This is a genomic window from Zunongwangia sp. HGR-M22, assembly GCF_027594425.1.
In the GTDB taxonomy this organism is placed as follows: domain Bacteria; phylum Bacteroidota; class Bacteroidia; order Flavobacteriales; family Flavobacteriaceae; genus Zunongwangia.
Genome location: NZ_CP115159.1, coordinates 3,524,616 through 3,545,026, shown reverse-complemented (window position 1 = coordinate 3,545,026; position 20,411 = coordinate 3,524,616). Strand labels below are relative to the sequence as shown.

The window sequence follows — 20,411 nt, the reverse complement described above, 5'->3', positions numbered from 1 at the left end:
TTTATTCATTTAATTCTATTTATAAAACAAACCTCGCAAGTTTTTAAAGACTTGCGAGGTTTGTAAATATTAGTGCGCTGAAAGCTTTCTAGCAGATCGCTATGCTATAAAACTGTTCACTGCCATTGCAAATTTACTTCTGCGAGTCAGCAAAGTTTTTATAGAAATGCGGAATGGTTTCAATGCCTTTTAGGTAATTCCAAATCCCAAAATGCTCGTTTGGTGAATGGATTGCATCTGTATCCAAACCAAAGCCCATCAGAATAATTTTGCTTTTTAATGCTTTTTCGAACAAAGAAACAATAGGGATACTACCACCGCTGCGCTGCGGAATGGGTGTCTTCCCGAAGCTTGTTTCGTAAGCTTTGCTAGCCGCTTTATAAGCGTCGTTATCTATTGGTGTGACATAAGCATAACCTCCATGGTGTGTATTTACTTTTACTTTAACTGCTTTTGGAGCCAGGCTTTCAAAATGCTTTTTGAAAAGTTCAGAGATTTCTTTCCAATCTTGGTTAGGTACAAGTCGCATCGAGATCTTTGCGAATGCTTTTGAAGGTAAAACTGTTTTCGCGCCTTCACCAATGTAACCGCCCCAAATTCCGTTTACATCTAAAGTAGGGCGAATAGAGCCGCGTTCTAAAGTAGAATACCCGGCTTCACCATAAACATCATTGATGTCTAGTTTCTTTTTATATTCTTCTTCATTGTAAGGTGCTTCAGCCATTTTTGCTCTTTCTTCCGCAGAAAGTTCTTCAACCTTATCATAAAATCCTGGAATGCTAATATGATTATTTTCATCGGTTAACGATGCAATCATTTTAGTTAGAATATTGATGGGGTTTCCAACCGCACCACCGTACAATCCAGAATGAAGGTCGCGATTAGGGCCGGTAACTTCTACTTCCATATATGATAATCCTCTTAATCCCGTGGTGATACTCGGCACATCTTTGGCAATCATACCGGTATCTGAAATTAAGATCACATCATTTTTGAGCTTTTCCAGATTATTTTCGATAAACCATCCTAAATGTTCGCTGCCTACTTCTTCTTCCCCTTCAATCATAAATTTTACATTGCATGGAAGCTGATTGGTTTTGGTCATATATTCCAATGCTTTTACATGCATATACATCTGGCCTTTATCGTCGCAGGCACCACGGGCAAAAATAGCGCCCTCTGGATGAAGTTCAGTTTCTTTAATAACAGGTTCGAAAGGTGGGGAGTTCCAAAGATCTAAAGGATCTGGAGGCTGCACATCGTAGTGGCCATAAACCAGTACCGTAGGTAGGTTTTTATCGATAATTTTTTCTCCATACACTACAGGATGGCCTGGGGTATCACATATTTCGACCAAATCACAACCAGCTTTTTCTAATTCTGTTTTCACTGCCTGGGCAGTGGTGATCATTTCATTTTTAAATTTTGAATCGGCACTTATCGACGGAATTTTAAGTAAATCAACAAGTTCTGAGACAAATCTATCTTTATGCTGTTCAACATAAGATTTTACGTTGTCCATGAGTTTGGATTTTGAGTTTTATCAAAGGTAAGAATTTCAGAATTTTTTTTGGAAGCTTGTTTGTGAATTAAAAGATTTGTTTATATTTGCATCTGCTTACCGAAAGGATGAGCACTTTATTGAACCTGCGGGCGTGGTGGAATTGGTAGACACGCTAGACTTAGGATCTAGTGCCGCGAGGTGTGAGAGTTCGAGTCTCTCCGCCCGCACAGGTTAAAAGCCTCTCAGAAATGAGAGGCTTTTTTTATGGAATTTCTTTTTTGCAGATAGCGCAAAATTCTCATAATCTTCATTTACTTCGGTTTCCTTTTCTAGAATCCTTAGACTATTACTTCAGTTAAATTGAGGGTTGAGAAAAACTAAGACTCGTATTCTTTCAACAAATTTTAGCAAATTGAGTTTAGTTATATTCTTCAATTCAAATTTTACTTTCATTTTTTCAGCATAAAACCTAATCCTAAGTACTCTTAAAAATCTTTAAAAAACCCAATCGATATTTAGACTAAGTTTAAATAAAATCGCAAAAAATAGTATATTGCGTCCTAAAATGGTTCGATTCCTTTAGCAGGTTTCGGCCTAATGTAAAGATCAATAATTAGAAAATTCAGAAAAAAACTAGTATGATAAAAATTAAGCACATTTTGGCAGGAACAGCTTTAGTACTGGCTTTACCATTAACGGCTCAGGAAGATAATGTTTTTCTTTCCAGAGATTATTGGACTAATAATCCAAGTGTAAGCGAGGTAAAAAGTGAGGTGCAAAAAGGGAACGATCCAACTGAACGAAACGGTAGTAATTTTGATCCTGTCGTTATGGCGATTTTCAGCAAACCATCGAAAGAAGTTATAGAATATTTGCTAGAGCAAGAAGGTAACGATGTAAACAAGTTAACCCACGATGGTAGAACCTATATTTTTTGGGCAGCCTCTGCAGGTAATTTACCACTCGTAAAATTATTTGGAGAAAGAGGAGCTAGAATGGATTTAGTAGATGATCATGGGTACTCGGTTCTTAATTTTGCGGCAAATGCAGGTGTTAAGGATAAAGAGCTTTACGATTACTTAATTTCAAAAGGATCGAATCCTAAAGTAGAAAAAACACACTCTGGCGCCAATGCCTTGCTTTTAATGATGCCAAGTCTCACCGATTACGAGATGGTAGACTATTTTGAATCTAAAGGCTTGTCTATTAAAGATACCGATGACGAAGGTAACGGCGTTTTTAATTACGCAGCAAGATCTGGGAATATCGAAATGATGAATAAGCTTATCGAAAAAGGGGTAAGTTATAAAGAAGAAAATAAAGTTGGCGGAAATGCAATGTTCTTTGCAGCTATGGGATCTAGAAGATCTACAAACGACTTATCTGTTTTCGAATATTTAAAAGAAGTAGGAGTAGCACCAAATGTGACTAAGGATGATGGATCTACACCACTGCATGTTTTAGCTGCAAGAAGCAAAGATATGAAAGTGATCAACTTTTTTGTTGAAAACGGTGTAAATCCAACAGCGAAAGATGATGAAGCAAATACGCCGCTTCTTAACGCTGCGAGAAGAAATAATCTTGAAATAATTAAGTTTTTTGCTGAAAAAACAGACGATATCAACGCTGCAAATAAAAAAGGCGAAACAGCTTTAAGTCTGGCGGTTTCTGGAAATTCTCCTGAAGTTGTTAAATATTTGATTGATGAAGGCGCTAAAACTGAATTTACAGATAATGCTGGCAACACGTTGGTTTATTATTTAGTTGATTCATATCATCCGCGTAATGCGAAGGCTTTTGAAGAAAAGATGACTTTGCTGAAAAGAGAAGGTGTAAATTTTTCTAAAACTCAGGCTAACGAGGAAAATTTTCTTACCCTGGCAGTAAAGAAAAATGATTTGGCATTAATTGAAAAAGCATTGGAGGAAGAAATAGATGTAAATACTACAGATGCTGAAGGAAATACTCCGCTACAAATTGCAGCTTTAAGATCAGATAATACTAAAATTATGAAGCTTCTTTTAGATCATGGAGCCAATAAGGAAGTAACCACAGATTTTGGAGAAAGTGTTTACGATTTGGCTAGCGAAAATGAAATACTTCAGGAATCAAATGCCGATTTAGAATTTTTAAAATCATAACATACAAGATGAAATTTAATACATTAAAAATAGGTCTTTTAGTCTTATGCTTAGGTTTGTTCTCGTTTGTAAGTTCAGAATCTACATCTTTTAAGTGCCTTATTCAGCTAACAAATTATAATGGAGAAGGAGCTTATGTTGTTGTCTCATTAATTAACCCTTCTGGAGAATACGAGAAAACCTTATTGGTGCAAGGCGACGACGAAGAGTGGTATCCAGATTTAACCGACTGGTGGGAAGATCAAAAACAAAAGGATGAGAATATTGACGCCATTTCTGGGGCAACTGTAGGTGCCGGTGGACGTGGAATGGGTGCTTTTCAAATCGAATCTGATAAAATAGACAGCGGTTACAAAATACGTTTTGAAACTGCCGTAGAAGATCAAAAGTATTATGTGAAAGATCTAGAGCTTCCACTAACTTCAGAAAATCTGAAAGGTAAATTTGAAGGCAAAGGCTATATTCGCTATGTACGGATAATGGCAAGCAAATAGTAGTCCTATGATATTATCGATTTGGAGATACAGTCACTTAAGTTTGGCTGTATCTTCTTTTGTTTTTATCCTAATTGCTTCGGTAACAGGTATAATATTAGCATTCGAGCCGATCGATCATGCTGCGCTAGATTATCAACCAGTAGACACTTCAGAATTACAAATTTCTGAAGTGATAAGAACGCTTCAGTCTAACTATGATGAGGTACTGAGTTTAGAGGTCGATGAGCAGGGATTTGCTATCGCTTCTGTGTTTAGTATGGAGGGCGATAGTGGAGATTTTTATATCAATCCAAAAACCGGAGAAAAAATCGGTGAACTTAAGGGCCAATCTTCTTTATTCAAATTTGCAACTAGCCTGCATCGTAGTTTATTTCTTAAAAGTGCTGGTAGAATATTTGTGGGGATTACTTCATTCTTGTTGTTTTTAATCAGTATCACTGGTTTAATACTGGTGATTAAAAGACAGCAAGGTTTTAAAGCGATTTTCGATAAAATTGTACGAGAAAATTTCTACTCTTATTATCATATCTATTTGGGCAGGTTGTCGCTTATCCCTATTATCATCATTACCGTAACCGGAGTTTTCCTTTCTTTATTGCGTTTTAATATTATTCCTGAAGTTCGGCTTTCGCATACTATAAATGAAGAAAAGTTAGTTGAAAATACTCAGCGTACTTTATCTAATTTTCCTGCTTTAGAGCATATTTATTTAGACGATATACGATCTATTGAATTTCCGTTTAGCGAAGATGCTTCAGACCCTTTTAAAATTAGTCTTCAAAATAAAGAAATATTAGTTAATCAATACACAGGTGAAGTTGTTAGTGAACTATCTTATCCATTGGTTAATCTAATTTCAGGCTATAGTTATAATTTGCATACCGGGCGAGGAAATGTAATTTGGGCGATAATTTTAGCGCTTTCCTGCATCAGTATACTCTTTTTTATCTATTCTGGTTTTGCAATCACACTTAAAAGGAGAAAGTCACTGCTAAAGAATAAATTTAAGAAAGATGAAGCCGAAATTATCATTCTTGTAGGATCAGAAACCGGAAGTACAATGTCTTTCGCTAAGCTTTTTCAGCAGGAATTAATCAAGAACGGAAAGAAAGTTTTTATAGCCCAGATGGATCAATATGCCGTCTTTAAAAAAATGGAGCAATTGGTTATTTTTACCTCTACTTATGGTGATGGAGAACCTCCTGCGAATGCTAAAAAATTTCTTCGGAAATTTAATAATATTGAACAAAAAAATAGTTTTTCCTACTCTGTAGTAGGTTTTGGGTCTCTTGCCTATCCTAGTTATTGTAAGTATGCTTTTGATGTCGATCAACAATTGTTGGAAGATGAAGGAAGCATTCAGTTTCTGCAACCCTATACTATAAATAATAAATCTTGGGAGGCTTTCGATCAATGGGTTGATCAGTGGAGCAATAAATTTGGGATTACAGTAAACGTTCCCAGAGATAATGACGTTACAAAACAGCGAAAAAAGACAAAAAAATATAGAATTCTGTATAAAACTAAAGCTAATGAAAGTCCGGATAATACTTTCGTTGTAGGCTTAGCTCCGATAAAAAAGCAAAAGATAAAATCGGGTGATTTATTGGCAATTTATCCCACTAAGAATGATCACGAAAGATTGTATTCTATAGGAAAAGATCAAAATGGAGATATCCTTTTAAGTATCAAAAAACATGAATTTGGCTTGTGCTCTAATTTTTTAAATGATGTTGAAGTTGGAAGCACTATTGATGCGGTAAAAATTAAAAATCCAGACTTTCATTTTAAGGCTTCGCGCAACGCTATAATGATCGCTACAGGAACCGGTATTGCACCCTTTATAGGGATGATGCAGGAAAATGCTAAGAAGCAAGCGGTAACTTTGTATTGGGGAGCTCGTAATTCTGAAAGCTTAAATGTATATAAGAATAGAATAGATTCTTTCTTGAAAGATGGGCGCTTAGCTGAATTTTTACCAGCTTATTCAAGAATCTCTAAAGATAAAATTTATGTACAGCATTTGATTGCTAGAGATGCTGAAAAAATAGCAAAAAGTCTTAACGATGGCATTGTAATTATGATTTGCGGTTCCATTTTAATGCAAAAGGAAGTTGTGAAAATCCTCACTGAAATTTGCGAAAATCACAATAAAAAACCACTTAGTTATTATCAAAAGAAAGGTCAGCTTAAAATGGATTGTTATTAAATAATCAATTTCAATTAGATGAAAAATTGGAAAACGCTTTAGTATTATTGATCAGATTTTCATTCTAAATCCTAAATATAAAGGTGATTTCGATTTTGATATTTGCAAAAAAAATATCGCCTTTTTTTGGGATTGTTCTTATTATAAGACACTTAGGTGGGAAATCTATAATTATCAATTTTTTGATGAAATTTTAATATTAAATACCAACACAATTCATCTTAACTGTTTAATTTTGAATCGCTAAACTAACTCAACTTGCGATGAAACTAATTTATAACGGTGCACACCTTAAGGTATACAATATTGTATCGCGTGCTAATCAGGTAATAGAAAGTCAATATTTTCAAAAGGATTTAAAAGAATTTTTAAACCTTCATTACAATGAAAAGGTGGTTTCAGAATTCTTAAATCGTTTAAAAGATTCAGATTTTAATATTAACGTTAATTCCAATTGGATGCCGTTTTCCAAAAGATTAATTTACATCGATAAAAATGGAATAAGTGTAAACTCTGGTATTTTAAATAAAGCTTCTAAATTTTATGTGGGATTGATATTAGAAAAAGCTTTTTTGATTTTCGATCAAAAATATGATATCAGTAATAAAACTTTAATGATTAAAGATCTAGAGGAAAAAGAAGATGTTTTGCAGGGTATTGGCTACTTGGCAACAACCGCGGGAGATCGCTAATCGTTTAATGATCAAAATATGGCTTAATGCCCAACCATTAATAACAACAAATTTTAAAGCCTGAAGTTTCAACTTCAGGCTTTTTTATTGAAGGATTTAAGAGATAAATATTTAGCGATATAACCCCCCCTGTTTTTTAATTTTTTATTATCTATAATTTGATTTTTAATCTCTAATTTTCCTCCCTCAAATTAATAGCGTTTTTATGGAAATTTTTCTTCAGGCAGATAGCTGGGTTGCTTTGCTTACCTTAACATTTATGGAGATTGTTCTTGGGATCGATAATATTATTTTTATTTCTTTAGTCGCGGGGAAATTGCCGCAGCATCAGCAAAAGAAAGCCAGAATTGGAGGGTTAGCGTTGGCTATGATTACACGAGTATTACTTTTGTTAGGTATTACCTGGATTATTGGTTTAACTAAACCCGTACTTACTTTTGGCAATTTTGAGCTTAGTTGGAGAGATATTATCTTGTTAGCAGGAGGGATTTTTCTTTTAGTGAAAAGTACTTTAGAAATACACCACAAAGTAGAAGGACAGCAAGAAGCAGAGAAAAATGTTAGCGCCAAATCTTTTGGTTTGGCTATAGCTCAAATTGTGATGTTAGATATCATTTTCTCTTTCGACTCTATTTTAACCGCCATCGGCTTGACGACAGAAATTATTCTTATGATAATTGCAGTGATAATTTCTATTTTGGTAATGATGATTTTTGCTAAAGCGGTAAGTGATTTTGTAAATAAACACCCTACGATCCAAATTTTAGCGTTAAGTTTTCTAATCTTGATAGGAGTGATGCTTATTATTGAAGCAGTTCATTATCACGTACCTAAAGGTTATATCTATTTTTCGGTCTTCTTTTCTTTGTCTATAGAAATGCTGAATATGAGATATCGAAAGAAAAACGATTAATTGAAAATAGTCTGAATTGTAAGCGACTGCTTTGTTGCCTTTCTAAAATACAATCATAGCAATCCGTTCTCTTTTTTGAGATCTTTGGCAAGTTGCTTATCGCTAAGCGTTCCTTTTTCTAAATGTTCTACGGAAGAAATAATATCTTCTTTAGAATAGCTTTGATGTAACTTTGCGATTCCCTGAATTTTAAAAGGCGCTGCCCAAAAACCTGTGATTAATGGCAAATGGTCCTGAAGTATTTTTTTAGGAATATTTTTGTAAAATAAGGGCGTTTTTTGCCGATTTTCGAAAGTATTGACCAGCTTTTCTAATGAGTTTTCTAACTCTTCAGAAGTTTGTATTTTGATCTTAGCGTTGATATGAACAGCCGAATAATCCCATGTGCTAATATCTTTTTCCGCGTACCACGAAGAGCTTACGTATGCATTTGCACCTTGAAAAATAAATAAAACTTCAGTATCATTCTTCAGAGACTTTAATTGCTCATTATGATTTGCGATATGCGCATACAATCTAAAATCCTCTGCAGTTCCTTCTGTTAAAACCGGAATATGAGTTGCTATTAGGTTTTGCGCATTGCTCACCATTGTCGCAAAAGGATTGTTTTTAATAAAATCGAAAATAAATTCTGGATGCTCTTTTTGATATTTCTTCGGTTGATACATTAAAAAGGGTATTAGCAGCTAAATTTAAGCTTTTTGCTTAACATCCTTAATAAGCCATTCTTCCAATTTAGTTTCAGGATCACAATGTAAAACAGAAACATCGCCTGTCGTTTCGAAGATTACCGCTCTCACTTCAGAGAGTTGGATAACATTAGCTTCTCTTAATTTTCCGCGCAAATCAGATTCGGTTACTCGGGCTTTCTTCAGATTATCATAGTAAATCTCCCCTTCCTTCATTAACATGATAGGATCATTATCTGTAATTTTCTGAAAAGCCGGATATCTTCTTAAATATGCTGTGCCAATTTGTAAAATATAGACCGCCAAAAGACCTACCGCACCCTGAATTAAGCTTACGTTTTTTAGTAAAATGGTTGAAGCTAAAATACTACCACTGGCGATCGTCATTGCAAAATCGAAACTCGACATTTTAGAAAAACTACGTTTTCCTGCAATTCTTGTATAAATAATTACTAAAATATAAATGCCTATTGCACTTAATGAGATAGCAATTAAACTTGTTGCTGATGCTTCAAACCATTTCTCCATATTGTATTTTTAAATTATTATCCTCCAATTAATTCTCCGCCATTCACGTGAATGGTTTGTCCTGTAATATAACTGCTGTCTTCGCTTGCTAGAAATACATAAGCGGGTGCAACCTCTCCCGGCTGCCCGGCTCTTCCCATGGGTACTTTTTGTCCAAATTCTTTTACATCGTCAAAAGTAGCAGGGATTAAAGGCGTCCAAATTGGGCCTGGTGCTACGGCGTTTACACGTATCCCTTTTGTTACGAGCATTGTAGATAAACTTCTGGTAAAGCTCGTAATTGCGCCTTTACTACTGGCATAATCCAGTAAATGGGAGCTTCCTCTATAAGATGTAACCGAGGTTGTATTAACAATTGCGGCGTTTTCTTTTAAATAGTTTAGCGCTTCCTTGATAATATAAAAATAGGGGTAAATATTGGTTTCAAAAGTTTCCTTAATCTGATCTATACTTATATTTTGTATATCATCTTTTGGAAATTGTACAGCAGCATTATTAATTAGGATGTCTAGACTTCCTAATTTCTCAATCGTAAGTTTTATCGATTTTTTACAAAATTCAGGATTCTTAATATCTCCTTCAATTAAAACACACCGCTGTCCTTCGCCCTCTATTAATTTTTTAGTCTCTAAAGCATCTTCATCTTCGCTTAGATATATAATGGCAACATTAGCACCTTCTTTAGCAAAATGTAAGGCTACACTTCGACCTATACCACTGTCTCCACCGGTAATTAAAGCATTTTTTCCCTTCAGCTTTTCACTACCTTTATAAGACGCTCTAATGATCATTGGCTGGGGGTGCATTTGATACTCATCTCCAGGTTGTTTTTGATCTTGTTGTGGAAAGGTTTTTGGTTGATCCATAAAATTTGCATTTTAGTAATTCGAAATCAAGTAAATTTAAGCATGCCAGACAGAAAAAAAATGTTAAGTTGTCCTAAGCCTTTCTAAAGGACTACTGAATATAATTTTTTGGACTATAAAAAATTTGAAATACACTAACTAACACACTTATAAATGACAACTCCTTTAAAAATTGGGCATAGAGGTGCCAAAGGTCACGTGGCCGAAAACACAATAGAGAGTATAAAAAAAGCTATTAGCCTTAAGGTAGACATGATCGAAATCGATGTGCATCTATGTAAAACGGGAGAGCTAGTTGTAATTCATGATGAAGAACTAGATAGCACAACTACTTGTACAGGATTTGTTGGTGAAAAATCACTTAAGGAGCTAAAATCTTGTAGAACTTCAGAAGGTTATCAAATTCCTACATTAAAAGAAGTGCTCGATGTTATTCAGGATAAAGTAATTTTGAATATAGAATTGAAAGGAGAAGGAACAGCATTACCGGTATTAGACTTGCTGGAAAAGCGGCCAGAATCAAGAATTTTGATTTCAAGCTTTAATTTTAATGAATTGATGAGTCTTCGTAGTCAAAATACTACAATCCCTTTAGCTGTGTTAACAGAAGACGATATGAGTATTGCATTTTTACAGGCACGACACTTAAAAGCAGCTGCCATTCATCCTTATTATAAATTAGTAACCAGAGATTTTATAGGGGATTGCCACCGTAACAAAATTAAAGTGAATGTTTGGACGGTAAATAAAACCGAAAAAATCAAGAAAATGAAAGATCTTGGAGTAGATGGGATTATTTCCGACTTTCCAGATCGAATATAGTGATAAGATTTGCCATAATTATTTCTAACAAAATTAGATGACGCATTACAATGTTTTGATAGTAGGTGGTGGAGCTGCCGGTTTTTTTACAGCAATTAATATTGCAGAGTTTAATCCCGAATTAAAAATTGCCATTCTAGAGCGAGGAAAAACGGTCTTATCTAAAGTTAAAATTTCAGGTGGTGGACGATGTAATGTGACGCATGCTGAATTTATGCCGAAAGAATTGTCACAAAACTATCCCAGAGGACAAAAAGAATTACTTGGCCCTTTTCATAGTTTTATGACGGGTGATACCATTGGCTGGTTTGCCGATCGCAATGTAGAATTGAAGACTGAAGAAGATGGCAGAATGTTCCCTGTGAGTAATACTTCTGAAACTATTATAGACTGCTTTCTTAGCGAAACCAAGCGTTTAAATATAGATATTCTTACAGGATATTCGGTAAATGCTATTGATAAAGTAGATCATACCTGGAGTGTGAAAACCACTAAGACGAATTTTACTTGCGAGAAGTTAGTCATAGCAACAGGAAGTAATCCTAAAATGTGGAATATCCTTCAACATTTAGGGCATCATTTAATAAATGCGGTACCGTCTTTATTTACGTTTAATATCAAAGATCCCAGAATAGAAGGTCTTGCCGGTATCGCTAATTTTGCTGAAGTGAAAATTCCGAATTCGGGACTGGAAAGTGAAGATCCACTTTTAATAACTCATTGGGGATTAAGTGGCCCCGGGATTTTAAAACTTTCTGCCTGGGGAGCGCGAGAATTAAACAAATATGATTATAAATTTCCTATAGTGGTAAACTGGGTGCCGGGTTTTAATTCAGATTCTATAATGGAAGATTTGATGAAAATTAAGAATAACTCCGGAAAACAAAAAGTTTCTAAATATCCACAATTTGAACTTCCAAAGCGACTTTGGATAAAAATATGCAAGGCTTCAGAAATTGTAGAAGAAGAGGTTTGGGCCAATGTTTCAAAAAAGCAATTAGAAGCATTAGCGATACAATTAACGAATGCTGAATTTCAGGTAAACGGTAAAAGTACTTTTAAAGAAGAGTTTGTAACTGCTGGGGGTGTAGATTTAAAAGAAATCGATTTTAAAACCTTCCGAAGTAAAAAATATCAAAACTTATATTTTGCAGGAGAAGTACTAAATATCGATGCTATTACGGGTGGCTTTAATTTTCAGAATGCCTGGACGGGTGGATATATCGCTGCAAAAGCTATTGCTGAAAGTTAGTTAATACGCCAAAATTCAAAAGTAAAAGCCAGCAAATAAAGTACCCAAACAGCATAAGGGATAAGTAAGTAGGCAGACCATGCGTTTACAATTTTAAACCATTTTATAGTAATAAGAACAACTATAAATACGGAGATAATCGCAAGTAAAGCCATTAATGGTTCGTGCAATCCAAAGAAAAATAAAAACCAAAAAGTGTTGAGTAGTAGGATAAAGCCAAAATGATAAAGTGCTGTTTTTACCCATTTGTGATAGAAACCTTTACTCCATACTAAACCTGCCGAAACGCCAATAAGTATATACATGATTGTCCACACCGGGCCAAAGAAAGATTCCGGTGCTGTAAACCATGGTTTCTGCAGCGCAGCATACCAGCTGTCTAATCCGTCTTGTAGCGCAATAATGCCTAAAAAGCCAAATACCAGACAAACGGCAGTTGCTGTAACACTGCGTATAAGCAGCTTAGCATTCATTAGTTATGATTAGGTTTTGTCTTTTAAAAATAGCAAAAAAAATGAATTATGGGTGAATCAGTAAGAAAAATTTAAAAGTATATATTTGTCGAAAATCTTTAAAAATGCCTGATAAGGAATTTATCGTAGCAGATGTTAATCCAACCATAGAAAATGGTTCGGAGAGCTGGGAAGCGCCAAGTAATATAGCTTTAGTTAAATATTGGGGTAAAAAGGAAAATCAAATTCCGGCGAATCCTTCTTTAAGTTTTACGCTCAAAAACTGTAAAACTACAACTAAATTAAACTATGTTAAAGTTACTGAAGCGCATCAAAATTCTGAAGAAATTACTTTTGAAGTGATCTTTGAAGGCGTTAAGAAAGAAAGCTTTAAGCCTAAAATTGCTTCTTTTTTTAAACGAATTTTGCCTTATTGTGCTTATTTGAAACATTTTAGTTTCGAAGTTGTATCAGAAAATTCTTTTCCGCATAGTAGTGGTATAGCATCTTCAGCAAGTGGGATGAGTGCTTTAGCACTTTGTGTGATGAGTTTGGAAAAATCACTTTTTCCTGAAATGACCGATGATTTTTTTAATAAAAAGGCTTCGTTTTTAGCAAGATTGGGTAGTGGTAGTGCTTGTAGAAGTGTAAAAGGCAATATGGTCGTTTGGGGCGAGCACAAAGATATTTTGCTGAGTAGTGACTATTATGGGATCGAATATCCTCTTAAAACTGATGCCGTTTTTAAGGATTATCAAGATACTATCTTATTGGTAGACAAAGGAATTAAACAAGTAAGCAGTACGGTAGGCCACGATTTGATGCATGGGCATCCCTTTGCAGAGGCAAGATTTAAGCAGGCAAACGATCATTTATCAGAACTAATCCCTGTTTTTGCAGATGCAGATCTCAAAACTTTTATAAAAATTGTAGAAAGCGAAGCGCTTAGCCTTCATAGCATGATGATGAGTAGCGATCCTTATTTTTTGTTGATGAAACCAAATACTTTGGCACTTATTCATAAAATTTGGGAGAAGCGAGAAGAAAGCGGAATCCCGGTTTGTTTTACTTTAGATGCCGGTGCAAACGTACATATGTTATATCCTTCAGCAAACAAAGAAGAAATTTTGGAATTTGTTAAGAACGAGTTAGTTGTCTATTGTGAAAATGGACACTATATTTGCGATGAGGTTGGAGAAGGAGCAAAAATGTTGTAATTTTATATAAGTTGCTGTAAATCATAATCTGGTTGTAGTAGCTAAAAGGCTAATTATATGAAGGGACCTTTATTTTATTCTAAAATTTTATTGTTTGGAGAGTATGGAATCATCAAAGATTCTAAGGGCTTATCTATTCCTTACAATTTTTATAATGGCGCTTTAAAGGTTTCTGAAGAGCCTACGGCAAAATCTAAAGAATCTAATGAACACTTAGCTCGTTTTGCAGTATATTTAAATACGCTGCAAATCGAAAATCCAGAGCTTGTACATTTTGATATTAATGCTTTAGAGGCTGATATTGAGAAAGGAATGTATTTTGATTCGAGCATCCCGCAAGGCTATGGCGTTGGTAGTAGCGGTGCATTAGTAGCGGCGATTTACGACAAGTATGCTACAGATAAAATTACCGTTTTAGAAAATCTAACCCGTGATAAATTACTTAAACTGAAAAAGATTTTCGGTAAAATGGAATCTTTTTTTCATGGTGAATCTTCAGGATTAGATCCTTTAAATAGCTACTTAAGCATTCCGATTCTAATTAATTCTAAAGACAATATCGAACCTGCCGGAATTCCTTCGCAAACAGAAAACGGTACAGGTGCTGTATTTCTTTTGGATAGCGGTTCTACGGGAGAAACAGCCCCTATGGTAAGCATATTTATGGAGAATATGAAGCAAGAACCTTTCAGGAAAATGCTTAAAAATCAGTTTGTAAAACATACAGATGCTTGTGTTGATGATTTTTTAAAGGGAGATGTAAAATCGCTATTTAAAAATGTAAAACATCTTTCTCATGTGGTTTTAGATAACTTTAAACCTATGATTCCTGCGCAATTTCATAAGCTGTGGAAACATGGTATAGAAACCAACGATTATTACCTTAAGCTTTGCGGCTCTGGTGGTGGTGGCTATATCTTAGGATTTACAGAAGATTTAGAAAAAGCCAAAAAAGCCCTTAAAGATTACAATCTGGAAGTTGTATATAACTTCTAAACTTATTAAAATCAATAGCGTATGGCTTCGCTGATGAATAAGCGCTTTTTGCTTAAAATGCTTAGCCTTTTTTCTGTGGTTCGCGGTTATAATATTCTTATGATCGTTATAGCGCAGTACTTAGCTTCAGCATTTATTTTAGCTCCAGAACTTCCTTTAAGAGATGTTTTTTTCGACGATAACCTATTTTTCATTATTCTAAGTACCGCCACGGTAATTGCTTCAGGATATATTATAAATAATTTTTACGATAGCGAGAAAGATTTAATAAATCGTCCCAAAAAAACGATGCTCGATAGGATTGTAGGGCAGCGAACAAAGCTTTCAGTATATTTTATTCTGAATATGTTTGCTGTATTTTTCGCCAGCTATGTTTCGTTTAAAACGGTGGTCTTTTTTTCGCTGTATATTTTCGCAATTTGGTTTTATTCACACCGTCTCAAAAAGATTTTATTTGTTGGGAATCTTGTAGCATCTGTAATGGCTATTATACCTTTCTTTGCTGTGTTTGTGTATTACGGTAATACCGAAGCTGTAATTTTTATCCATGCCACATTCCTCTTTTTAATGATCGCTATGCGAGAATTGGTAAAAGATTTAGAAAATATTAAGGGAGATCTGGCTCTAAATTATAATACGATACCTGTGGTATATGGGGAGAAGTGGAGCAAATTATTTTTAGGGATTTTATTCTTATTTTCTATCATCCCAACATTATTACTTACGCAAAAGTTTGATTTGGGGTATATGGATATTTATTTTTGGGCAAGCTTTTTATTGCTTATCCTATTTATGCTTATTCTATATTTCAGCAAAGCGAGGTGGCAGTATTTATTGCTTCATAATATTCTCAAGTTTATAATTGTTTTGGGGGTTTTCAGTATTTTACTTATCGATCCAGATACCCTTTTAAACCGAGTTTTTTAAGGAAGCCGAAGCTTTTTTATACTGAAATATGTAAAATTGGCTTTCAACTTTCTTTATTTGAAGTAGTTGGATTAAAGAAAATTCAAAATCTTTCAATAATCATTTTTTAACATCGAAGGTAACCAGTATCTTTGCAAAAAATTAGCGATATGAGCAGGAATGATAATTCTTCAGGAAAAAAGCATAGTGGAAGACAAGGTGGCGGTAGTCGCAACAAATCTTATGCTCGCGGTAACGCGCCTATAAAATCTAAAAAAGTAACTGCTTTAGAAAAAAGGGAAGATGGAATGCGTTTAAATAAGTATATCGCTAACGCAGGTATTTGCTCTAGAAGAGATGCCGATATTTACATATCTTCAGGAAATGTTTCTGTAAATGGAGAAATAGTAACCGAAATGGGTTACAAAGTTCAGCTTACTGATGAAGTTAAATTCGATGGCCGTAGCATATCTCCAGATAAGCCTGAATACTTTGTACTAAATAAATCTAAGGGAGTTTTCGTTACCGGAAGTATCCATAAAGGAGGATTAACGGTAATGGATATTATGGCGAAAGCTTCTAAATCTAAACTCGATCCAGTTGGTAAATTAGATACCCAAACTACCGGTTTGTTGGTATTTACAAACGATGGTGCTCTAGCTAAGAAATTAGCTAATCCTAAAAATGGGATACGTCAGATTTATCATATCAAAATTAATCGTGCGTTATCACAAGAAGATTTAGAGAAAATTAGAGAAGGCGTTTTTATTGAAGGGAAAAAAGTAAATGTAACCGATGTGAGTTATGTGAAAGATCGACCGAAATCTGAAGTAGGTTTAGAGCTAACAAGCACAAGATCCCATATCGTTCAGAAAATATTTAAAAGTTTAGGATACGAGATTGTTAATTTAGATCGTGTAGTTTTTGGTGGTTTAACCAAGAAAGATTTGCCAAGAGGTCGCTTTAGAACACTTACCAAGCAAGAGGTTATTAATCTTGGTAATTTGTAAATCATTTTTTAAATATTCAATCATTTTTTTATTTACATTTATCCCAGAAATTATAACTGGGATAAATTGCTTCTTTAGCAATCGCAATTATAATTAGATCATTAATTATTAGAAATATTCTTTTAGTGTTTTTAAATTGAAAAACATTTTTCTTTTCAGATTCCCGCCAATTCAGGTGGAACTTGAGTTTAGAACAACCTCTAGACATCGTAATTTTTATATTGAAAATATTCTTAACAATATTTTATCAATCTGAATTTTCAGACTGATGAAATAATACCTAATTTTTATTTTTTAACCATTTACTTATATAAATTGAATACCAAATACAGGGATTTAATCGATCAAACTTACTATTTTCCTCAAGAAGAATTTAAATTAGAAGGTAGTGAACTTCAATTTCATGATATAGATTTAATGGAACTGGTAAAACAGTACGGAGCACCATTAAAATTTACTTATCTGCCAAAAATTTCAGAAAATATTAATCGTGCAAAAGGCTGGTTTAATACCGCAATCAAGAATCTTGATTACAAAGGCTCTTACAATTATTGTTATTGTACCAAAAGTTCGCATTTTGAATATGTGATGAATGAGGCGCTAAAGAATGATATTCATATCGAGACATCTTCTGCTTTCGATATCAATATTATTGAAAAATTGAAGGCTTCTGGAAAACTTAAAGATGATGCTTATGTAATTTGTAATGGCTTTAAACGCGACCAATATGTCAATAATATAGGTAGGCTAATTAATAATGGGCACAAAAACTGTATCCCGATTATTGATAATTACGAAGAACTAAGTTTACTTGAAGATAGGATTAATGATGATTTTGAAGTTGGGATAAGAATTGCATCAGAAGAAGAACCAAAATTTGAATTCTATACTTCAAGATTAGGAATAGGTTACAAGAATATTGTGCCATTCTACAATCAATCCATAAAGGATAACGATAAAGTGAATCTAAAAATGCTTCACTTTTTTATTAATACCGGTATTCGTGATACCGCTTATTATTGGAACGAGCTCAATAAATGTCTTAAGGTGTATATTAACCTTAAACGTGTGTGTCCAACTTTAGATAGTTTAAATATTGGTGGAGGTTTTCCTATAAAAAATTCACTTCATTTTGAATATGACTATCAATATATGGTTGAAGAGATTATCAACCAAATCAAACAGTCTTGCGAAGAAGCCGGTGTTGAGGTTCCAAATATTTTTACCGAGTTTGGAAGTTTTACGGTAGGTGAAAGTGGTGGCGCTATTTATGAGATTTTATACCAAAAGCAACAAAACGATCGTGAAAAGTGGAATATGATCAATTCTTCTTTCATTACAACGTTACCAGATACTTGGGCAATTAGTAAAAAGTTTGTGATGCTAGCCATTAATCGCTGGAACGACGAGTACGAGCGAGTATTATTGGGAGGATTAACATGTGATAGTGATGATTATTACAATAGTGAGCAACATACCAATGCTATTTATCTTCCCAAGTTTAAAAAGGAAAAGCCATTATATATTGGGTTTTTTAATACCGGTGCTTATCAACAAACCATTGGTGGATTTGGAGGGTTACAACATTGTTTAATTCCGCAACCAAAGCATTTGCTAATAGATAAGGACGAAAATGGTAAAATCACTACCAAGATTTTTAAAGAACAGCAAAAAGCAGAAGATATGCTGGATATTTTAGGATACCAGTAATTATAATCATTAAAATATTTATCTTTAATGATTTCAACTATTTCTTATTAAACCAATTAGATTAAAATGAGTAAAAAGAATTATGCCGGAATACCAGATAAATACGCTCGTATAGACGAGGCAAAAGTGGTATTAATTCCTGTTCCTTATGATGGAACAAGTACCTGGCAAAAAGGCGCAGATAAAGGACCAGATGCTTTTTTAGAAGCTTCAGAAAACATGGAACTTTATGATATTGAAACAAGATCTGAAGTTTACAAAAAAGGTATCTATTTAGCGCCACCAGTAACTGAAGATGCATCACCTGAAAAGATGGTAGAAGCGGTTTATAAAACTACTAAAAACTATATCGCTCAGGACAAATTTGTGACCCTTTTTGGAGGTGAGCACAGTATTTCTATTGGTAGTATTAAAGCATTTAATGAAAGCTTTGCAGATTTAACAGTAGTACAACTTGATGCTCATGCCGATTTGAGAGCAGAATACGAAGGCTCTAAATGCAATCATGCCTGCGCAATGCATGAAGCTAGTAAAAATACAAACCTAGTACAGGTTGGTATTCGTTCAATGGATATTTCAGAAACCGATCATATGGACGAGAATCAAGTTTATTTTGGACACGATTTATATGAAGACTGGATGGATGATGCTATTGGACAAATGACGCCAAATGTTTTTATTACGATAGATTTAGATGCTTTCGATCCTTCAATTTTACCATCTACAGGTACACCTGAGCCAGGAGGCTTATTTTGGTACGAAACCTTGGAGTTTTTAAAATTGATGTTCAAAAAGAAAAACGTGGTAGGTTTTGATATCGTTGAGCTTTGCCCAAATAAAGATGAAAAATCTTCAGACTTTCTAGCAGCTAAACTTTATTATAAAATGCTTAGCTACAAATTTAAATATCAAGATTCTAACGAAGACGACGAAGATGAATAAAGGAGCGATTTCGCAATTTATAGAAAAATATTATTTACACTTTAATGCAGCAGCGCTTGTCGATGCCGCTAAAGATTACGAAAAGCAATTAGAGAAAGGCAATAAAATGCTGGTCTCTCTTGCTGGTGCAATGAGTACAGCCGAATTAGGAAAGATTTTTGCTGAAATGATTCGGCAAGATAAGGTACAGATCATTTCCTGTACTGGTGCGAATCTTGAAGAAGATGTAATGAATCTTGTAGCACATTCACATTACAAGCGCGTGCCTAATTATCGTGATCTTACTCCAAAAGAAGAATGGGAATTGTTAGAAGGTGGCTTAAACCGAGTAACCGATACTTGTATTCCTGAAGAAGAAGCTTTTAGAAGAATCCAGGAGCATATTTATAAAATCTGGAAAGAAGCAGATGATAAAGGAGAGCGTTATCTTCCTCATGAATATTTATATAAACTATTACTTTCTGGAGTTCTAGAAGAATATTATGAAATTGATTTGAAGGATTCTTGGATGTATGCTGCTGCTGAGAAAAATTTACCGATAATCGTACCGGGGTGGGAAGATAGCACATTGGGTAATATTTTCGCTTCTTACGTAATTAAAGGAGAATTGAAAGCTAGTACTATGAAATCTGGGATTGAGTATATGACTTTCTTAGCCGATTGGTATACAGAAAATGCGAATACCGGTATTGGTTTCTTTCAAATTGGAGGTGGTATTGCAGGAGATTTCCCAATTTGTGTAGTACCAATGTTGTATCAAGATTTAGAGCGAACCGATACTCCATTTTGGAGTTATTTCTGCCAGATTTCAGATTCTACAACTAGTTACGGATCATACTCTGGTGCTGTTCCAAACGAGAAAATTACTTGGGGTAAATTAGATATTAATACGCCTAAGCATATTATTGAAAGCGATGCAACAATTGTAGCCCCACTTATATTTGCTTATTTATTAGATATGTAATGCGCCGATTAATACTTCTAGTGGAGTATTAACAAATAATTATATTAAATTGAAGCTGTCCTCTAGTCAATTTTGGCGTATTTTGGGCAGCTTTTTTAATT

At 34.3% G+C, this 20,411-nt stretch carries 19 protein-coding genes and 1 tRNA gene; 15 read left to right on the top strand and 5 right to left on the bottom strand.

Translation table 11 applies throughout. From position 1 onward, the window contains the following. Nucleotides 1-133: 133 nt before the first annotated feature. On the bottom strand, nt 134-1,522 hold the full coding sequence (locus PBT91_RS15375) for a dipeptidase (RefSeq protein ID WP_270059342.1): 1,389 nt from the start codon (nt 1,520-1,522) through the stop codon (nt 134-136). Nucleotides 1,523-1,649: 127 nt separating this feature from the next. On the opposite strand from PBT91_RS15375, the gene PBT91_RS15370 reads away from it, so the two are divergent. The 6 genes from PBT91_RS15370 to PBT91_RS15345 all read left to right on the top strand — a co-directional run bounded on the left by PBT91_RS15370 (nt 1,650) and on the right by PBT91_RS15345 (nt 7,956). Next, nucleotides 1,650-1,731, top strand: a tRNA-Leu gene (locus tag PBT91_RS15370). A 411-nt stretch (nt 1,732-2,142) separates the two neighbouring features. Beyond that, the gene (locus tag PBT91_RS15365) at nt 2,143-3,645 is read left to right on the top strand and encodes an ankyrin repeat domain-containing protein (protein WP_270059341.1); all 1,503 of its coding nucleotides are present in this window, start codon (nt 2,143-2,145) and stop codon (nt 3,643-3,645) included. A gap of 8 nt (nt 3,646-3,653) precedes the next feature. After that, entirely contained in the window at nt 3,654-4,139 is a 486-nt protein-coding gene (locus PBT91_RS15360) for a DUF2271 domain-containing protein (RefSeq protein ID WP_270059340.1), read from the top strand. Nucleotides 4,140-4,146: 7 nt separating this feature from the next. Further along, nucleotides 4,147-6,351 (top strand): PepSY domain-containing protein, encoded by a 2,205-nt coding sequence (locus PBT91_RS15355; RefSeq protein WP_270059339.1) that lies wholly within the window; start codon nt 4,147-4,149, stop codon nt 6,349-6,351. Nucleotides 6,352-6,614: 263 nt separating this feature from the next. Next, complete coding sequence (locus PBT91_RS15350; protein WP_270059338.1) at nt 6,615-7,043, top strand: hypothetical protein; 429 nt, start codon at nt 6,615-6,617, stop codon at nt 7,041-7,043. Nucleotides 7,044-7,248: 205 nt separating this feature from the next. Beyond that, complete coding sequence (locus PBT91_RS15345) at nt 7,249-7,956, top strand: TerC family protein (RefSeq protein ID WP_270059337.1); 708 nt, start codon at nt 7,249-7,251, stop codon at nt 7,954-7,956. Between the two features lie 53 nt (nt 7,957-8,009). Here PBT91_RS15345 and PBT91_RS15340 read toward each other — a convergent pair whose 3' ends face one another. The 3 genes from PBT91_RS15340 to PBT91_RS15330 are packed head-to-tail and all read right to left on the bottom strand — an operon-like array spanning nt 8,010 to nt 10,039. After that, complete coding sequence (locus tag PBT91_RS15340) at nt 8,010-8,624, bottom strand: FMN-binding negative transcriptional regulator (RefSeq protein WP_270059336.1); 615 nt, start codon at nt 8,622-8,624, stop codon at nt 8,010-8,012. Between the two features lie 24 nt (nt 8,625-8,648). Continuing rightward, nucleotides 8,649-9,173, bottom strand: coding sequence for a DUF421 domain-containing protein (locus tag PBT91_RS15335; protein ID WP_270059335.1), 525 nt, complete (start codon nt 9,171-9,173; stop codon nt 8,649-8,651). 17 nt (nt 9,174-9,190) lie between these two features. Continuing rightward, nucleotides 9,191-10,039 carry an SDR family oxidoreductase gene (locus PBT91_RS15330; RefSeq protein ID WP_270059334.1) on the bottom strand — a complete coding sequence of 283 codons (849 nt, stop codon included), beginning with the start codon at nt 10,037-10,039 and terminating at the stop codon, nt 9,191-9,193. A 153-nt stretch (nt 10,040-10,192) separates the two neighbouring features. Between PBT91_RS15330 and PBT91_RS15325 the strand changes: the two genes are divergently transcribed. Together PBT91_RS15325 and PBT91_RS15320 are read left to right on the top strand one after the other, a co-directional pair. Further along, nucleotides 10,193-10,861, top strand: a complete 669-nt coding sequence (locus tag PBT91_RS15325) for a glycerophosphodiester phosphodiesterase (RefSeq protein ID WP_270059333.1) — start codon at nt 10,193-10,195, stop codon at nt 10,859-10,861. A gap of 37 nt (nt 10,862-10,898) precedes the next feature. Further along, nucleotides 10,899-12,113 carry an NAD(P)/FAD-dependent oxidoreductase gene (locus PBT91_RS15320; protein WP_270059332.1) on the top strand — a complete coding sequence of 405 codons (1,215 nt, stop codon included), beginning with the start codon at nt 10,899-10,901 and terminating at the stop codon, nt 12,111-12,113. Here PBT91_RS15320 and PBT91_RS15315 read toward each other — a convergent pair. Next, nucleotides 12,110-12,586: a TspO/MBR family protein gene (locus PBT91_RS15315; protein ID WP_270059331.1), complete on the bottom strand. Its 477-nt coding sequence runs from the start codon at nt 12,584-12,586 to the stop codon at nt 12,110-12,112. The genes PBT91_RS15320 and PBT91_RS15315 overlap by 4 nt on opposite strands. Nucleotides 12,587-12,690: 104 nt before the next feature. Between PBT91_RS15315 and PBT91_RS15310 the strand changes: the two genes are divergently transcribed. From PBT91_RS15310 to PBT91_RS15280, 7 genes are all read left to right on the top strand, one after another. Beyond that, entirely contained in the window at nt 12,691-13,782 is a 1,092-nt protein-coding gene (locus PBT91_RS15310; RefSeq protein ID WP_270059330.1) for a diphosphomevalonate/mevalonate 3,5-bisphosphate decarboxylase family protein, read from the top strand. Nucleotides 13,783-13,839: 57 nt separating this feature from the next. Further along, complete coding sequence (locus PBT91_RS15305) at nt 13,840-14,778, top strand: mevalonate kinase family protein (protein WP_270059329.1); 939 nt, start codon at nt 13,840-13,842, stop codon at nt 14,776-14,778. A 21-nt stretch (nt 14,779-14,799) separates the two neighbouring features. Further along, the gene (locus tag PBT91_RS15300; RefSeq protein ID WP_270059328.1) at nt 14,800-15,705 is read left to right on the top strand and encodes a geranylgeranylglycerol-phosphate geranylgeranyltransferase; all 906 of its coding nucleotides are present in this window, start codon (nt 14,800-14,802) and stop codon (nt 15,703-15,705) included. Between the two features lie 149 nt (nt 15,706-15,854). Continuing rightward, nucleotides 15,855-16,694 (top strand): pseudouridine synthase, encoded by an 840-nt coding sequence (locus PBT91_RS15295; protein WP_270059327.1) that lies wholly within the window; start codon nt 15,855-15,857, stop codon nt 16,692-16,694. A gap of 315 nt (nt 16,695-17,009) precedes the next feature. Next, nucleotides 17,010-18,404 carry an arginine decarboxylase gene (locus PBT91_RS15290; RefSeq protein WP_270059326.1) on the top strand — a complete coding sequence of 465 codons (1,395 nt, stop codon included), beginning with the start codon at nt 17,010-17,012 and terminating at the stop codon, nt 18,402-18,404. Nucleotides 18,405-18,470: 66 nt separating this feature from the next. Then, entirely contained in the window at nt 18,471-19,346 is an 876-nt protein-coding gene (gene speB, locus PBT91_RS15285) for an agmatinase (RefSeq protein WP_270059325.1), read from the top strand. Next, nucleotides 19,339-20,310: a deoxyhypusine synthase family protein gene (locus PBT91_RS15280; RefSeq protein ID WP_270059324.1), complete on the top strand. Its 972-nt coding sequence runs from the start codon at nt 19,339-19,341 to the stop codon at nt 20,308-20,310. Before speB ends, PBT91_RS15280 begins: the two co-directional genes overlap by 8 nt. The last annotated feature ends 101 nt before the right edge of the window (nt 20,311-20,411 follow it).